We start from the raw sequence: 4,906 nt of genomic DNA on the forward strand, positions 1-4,906 counted from the left end.
TATCACATCCTTTTAAAATTGTTCAGAGACAACCCTCTGTTCTAGTCAAGACCCTAAGATTATATAAAGATTACTCGTCTGAAAACCGATAACCGACACCGACTTCGGTTGTGATGTATCTCGGCTTCGAAGGGTCGTGTTCCAATTTTCGACGGATATTCGCCATGAAAACCCGAAGAGATTGATAGTCGTCGGTGGTCGGATAACCCCAGACCTCCTGTTGGATGACGCGGTGTGTCATGACTTTGCCGCGATTCGTGATTAACAAGACCAGCATTTTGTATTCAATCGGGGTCAAATGGATCTCCTCGCCGCGGATAAAAACGCGCCGCTTTTCTAAATCCACATGCAGATCAACAAGCGTAAATTCCTCCGTTTTCGCTTCAACAGGTTTATAATGCCTGATTGCGACGCGTATCCGTGCTGTCAGCTCTTCGATGGAAAACGGCTTCGTAATATAGTCATCCGCGCCCATATCCAAAGCAGCTACCTTTTCACGCTCCTTCCCTCTCGCTGAGATGATGATAACCGGAATCACGCTCTCCATGCGTATCTGTTTTAAAATCTCGGTGCCGTCGATATCGGGAAGACCGAGATCGAGCAGAATGGTATCCGGATTGTTTGCCTTCCAAAGCGAAAGACCTGTGAAGCCGTTTTCCGCAACCACCGGCTTATACCCTTTCGCTTTCAAAGAGAGTCTGATAAAATTTTGAATGCTTTTATCATCCTCAATAATTAAAATTGTTAAATCGTTCATTTTACTTTCACCTCAGGAAGATAAAATTTAAAAGATGCTCCGCCGATGGAATTGTTTTCTGCAGTAATCTTTCCGCCGTGTGCTTCAACGATTGATTTGCAAATATTGAGTCCCAGCCCTATTCCGAGTTTTTTATCGGAGTTGTTATCGTCCACCGTATAATAACTATTGAACAGTTTATCAATTTTGTCTTCCCGGATTCCTCCTCCGTTGTCCGCGATTTCAAAAACCGCATTTTCCGATTCTCTGTATACCTTGACCCATACCGAGGAGTCATCTCTTGTATGTTTGAACGAATTGTCAATGAGGTTGATTAGCACTTGGATAATCAATCGCCCGTCCATCGGTACAAGAAGCATTTCATCCGCTTTTTCAACGATCAGTTTATGGTCTTTTTTTTGCTTGATAATTTTTGAGACCGCTTCGCCGATAATATCATCCACGACTTCGCAGTTCTTTTTAATGACCAAACGACCGTCCTGAATTCGCGTCATATTTAAAAGGTTTTCAACCATGCCTGAAAGCCAGAAGGCGTCGGATGAGATATCGTTCAAAACAGATTTCATCGTTTCAGGATTAATCTCATTGAAATTCGAAAGCAACAAATCGGCACCACCTGCGATTCCGGTGAGAGGGGTCCTCAGATCGTGGGAGATACTCCGAAGCAAACTGCTTCTGAGTTTTTCTTTTTCGGCTTGCAAGCGGTTTTCTTCTTCGAGTGATGCCATCATCTCGCGGTCGAGCGCAAGTGTGATCTGAGAAATGACGGTTTTGACTAAACTGCATTCTTCCGCAGTCAGTTTCCCCTCAATTTTTATCACACCGTGTGCGGCGTTTTTTGAACAAAGCGGGAAGCAGGAATAAATGCTTTCGTTGTAATCGGCCATTCCTGTACCGCAGTTAACGGAATGGTAATAACAGAATAAGGCAACCTGATCGGTTTCGGGAGGAGAACCGCATATGATTTCAACCTCGTGTTTTGTCAAGTCGGTAAGACACTTTTTACCATATTGTGTGATCTGTTCCGCACCGGATAAATCCAGAAATCCGCCGCCGATTTTATAGAGCTTTGAGGTGAGTTCCTCGTTTCGCTTTGCGGTCGACATCTCTTTTTGGAGTCGGGAAGTCAATGTATTTGCAATGACCGCAAAAACGAGAAACAGGGCAAACGAGACATAGTAATTCGCGTCACTGACCAGGAAGGTAAATCGCGGTTCGGTGAAAAAAAATTAAAAGCGAATACAAAAAGAACGCTGACGGCAAAGCCGTACCAAAATCTTTTTGTCTCGACGATTGTGACGATGACGGCAAGAAGGCCGATCAGAAAAATATTTTCGGCGTGCAGACCGAGTTCATAAAGAACAAAAGCCGCAAGTATTGCGAATATAAAAATGAAAAATGTTTTTAACAAGGCCGAGAGCCGAAATAATTTTTTCATCTGATTTATTTGCCTTTCCTAATATTTTCCGATTCGTATAAATAAAGCAGAGATTATAATGTTTATTTTAAAATTATATCATTTAAAGACATTTTTTTAATGTATTTTGCGAAACTTTAATAAAATCATAATACTTAACTTCCATATGATGCGTTTTATTCGCAATCAAACGGAACCGAATAGATATTTTTGTATATATAAAATCACTCCCGCCGAATACGAGAGTGAAATGCAAAAGATATTTTGAGTCAATGATTAAATTATGTGACATCCTCTGTCCGCTTGCCGCAGTTTTTCAGGCACTCAATGACTTTGGCCTCGTTTTCGAAAAGTGTGCAGCCGCCGTCGTGCACTCCGCCAGAAAGACCGCTTTCCTGTAATGCGCGGAAAAACGGGGAAGAAAGCGCTTGTTTGAGTGTACACTTTTTTAAATCGGTATCGGAGTACGGGGAAAACGGGCAGGCCTGTGCCGCGCCGCCCGGACCAATATGGAAAAACCCCCTGCCCGCTGCAAGGCAGCCGCCTATGTATTGTTCATCACCGGGGAAAGACAGAAACATCATCTTGGGGTATTTTTCACGCAGTATGTTCAGTTTTTCATCGATGTATTTGCGGTCTTTTTCGGTCGGAGCGAGCTCGGTTTGGCCGTCCGCAGGGACATATTCAATATAAAAGATCAACCGACTGCCGAGGTCGTTTAAATTTCCGAGGAAATCGTCCGAAGTGATCTCCTCAAGGTTTTGGGTGGTAACGGTCATCGATGCACCAAAAATAACTTTCTTTTTACTTAATGTTTTAATAGCAGTGATGATTTTGTCGTATGTACCCGTGCCGCGCCGTTCGTCGGTCTGTTCTTTTTCACCTTCGACGCTGAATATCGGGATCAGATTACGAGACCGGTCGAAAAGATTGACACATTCATCGTCAATCACAGTTCCGTTGGTGAAGATCGGAAAGATGATCTCGGGCTTTTTGGCGGCTTCGGTCATCACGTCTTTACGCAGCAGCGGTTCGCCGCCCGCAAGCAGACAAAATGTGATGCCGAAGTCTGAGGCCTGATTGAAAAGATCGGCCCATTTTTCGGCGGGCAGTAAGTTTTTCGCTGATTTATCGCCGCAGATACCGTTGGCGCGGGCATAACACCCCTTGCAAAACAAATTGCATGAATTGGTAATGCTGGCGATTAAAAACGCGGGGACATGCAGGCCTTCAGATTCGTATGCTTCCCGCCTTTTGGCGTTTCTATCGGCGCTTGAGATAAACTTCAACAAAAACGCGGATTCTTTGGGATTGCTGAGCGTGGATTTGAGCACGCCCGAGACGAGGTCTTTAATGCCGTTATTCAAATAGGAAGTGAGTTGAGCGTTATTCATAAGTGCTCCCTTTAAAAGATTTACATTGAAATTATATTCTGTTTTACTGCAAAAGACAATAAACCGAATGTTTATTTTATGTAAAATGAGTTCTGCATGCTGTTTTTACAGAATAAACGAGCAGAAAATAAGTAAAATTGCCAAGAAACCGAAGTTGTATGCCGAGAACTCAGCGAAATAGCGCTCTTGTTTTTCGGGATAGAGGCTTGCGTATTCGCGTAAAGTGATTAAACTTGCCAGCGAAGCGATAATGGTTCCCACACCCCCAACGTTGACGCCGACGAGCAAGCCGGCATAGTCGGTGGTGAAATTGGATAATAAAATTGCGGCGGGTACATTGCTGATTACCTGACTCGAGAGTGCGGCACAGATCAGGGTGTTTTTTCCCAACAATGACGAAAAGAAGACTTTTACGGTTTCGATGCGCGACAAATTACCTGAAAAAACAAAGATTGCGGCGAAGGTCATAAGCAACGGATAATCGACGGCGGCAAGCGCCTTTCGATCCAGAAAAAACAACGCTGCTATGACGACCGGAAGTCCTATATAATACGGCACAGCCCGAAATACCAACGCCACCGAAAATGCGAATAAAATTCCGTAGATAACGGCTTTTTTGCGATCCGTCTTTTCCGGTTCTCCGCCGATTGAAATTGGATCGGGTTTAATAAAGACACAGCATATCGTAATTAACACCAAGGACAGCAAAAACGGCGGGAGCATGATAGAAAAAAATTTGCCGTTCGGAATGGCGTATTTGGAATATAAAAAGAGATTCTGCGGGCTTCCGAATGGCGTAATCATCCCGCCGAGATTGGCGGCCATGTTCTGCATGATAAACGTAAAAGCCGTATACTTTTCTTTGCCGGTGCGTTTCAGAGTTGTGTAGGCGAGCGGCAAAAACGTCAGTAAAGCCGTGTCGTTGGTGATGAGCATCGAACCGAAGAAGGTGATATAGACGAGCACAAGTACCGTTATGCGGATGTTTTTACAATTCTTGACGATCTGTGCGGCAAGAAGTTCGAAAAACGCGATATTTTTAAAAGCACAGACCACTGCTAGAACACAGAAAAGACATGTCAGCGTTTTGAAATCGAAATAGTCGAGATAGGCACTGTCGGGTTTGACAAAAAAAGCCGAAATTAGCGCCGCTAAAACGGCGATCAGCATCATGACGTTCTTTTTTATGAATTTTATAATCCCAAGAGGATTCTTTTTTCGGGCTCGTGTTATGTCCATCTTTATCGATTCTCCGCGTGTACAGATTAGCGTAAAAAACAGCAGACAAATTATAAAATCCGCCTGCTGCATTTTAACATTTATAAATTCAAAGTCAAT

The 4,906-nt window shown here is 43.6% G+C and carries 4 protein-coding genes and 1 pseudogene; all 5 read right to left on the bottom strand.

The genetic code is table 11. The annotated features are described in order from the left end of the window. Window positions 1-70: 70 nt before the first annotated feature. Window positions 71-757 (bottom strand): response regulator transcription factor, encoded by a 687-nt coding sequence (locus PKH29_12395; protein HNX15638.1) that lies wholly within the window; start codon window positions 755-757, stop codon window positions 71-73. Beyond that, window positions 754-1,485, bottom strand: a complete 732-nt coding sequence (locus tag PKH29_12400; GenBank protein HNX15639.1) for an ATP-binding protein — start codon at window positions 1,483-1,485, stop codon at window positions 754-756. Before PKH29_12400 ends, PKH29_12395 begins: the two co-directional genes overlap by 4 nt. A 372-nt stretch (window positions 1,486-1,857) precedes the next feature. Next, a pseudogene (locus PKH29_12405) lies at window positions 1,858-1,971 on the bottom strand (DUF4118 domain-containing protein). 484 nt (window positions 1,972-2,455) lie between these two features. Then, window positions 2,456-3,568: a radical SAM/SPASM domain-containing protein gene (locus PKH29_12410; GenBank protein ID HNX15640.1), complete on the bottom strand. Its 1,113-nt coding sequence runs from the start codon at window positions 3,566-3,568 to the stop codon at window positions 2,456-2,458. A gap of 105 nt (window positions 3,569-3,673) precedes the next feature. Next, complete coding sequence (locus PKH29_12415; GenBank protein ID HNX15641.1) at window positions 3,674-4,807, bottom strand: SLC13 family permease; 1,134 nt, start codon at window positions 4,805-4,807, stop codon at window positions 3,674-3,676. Window positions 4,808-4,906 lie beyond the last annotated feature (99 nt).

This window comes from Oscillospiraceae bacterium, from assembly GCA_035353335.1.
Classification (GTDB): Bacteria; Bacillota; Clostridia; order Oscillospirales; family JAKOTC01; genus DAOPZJ01.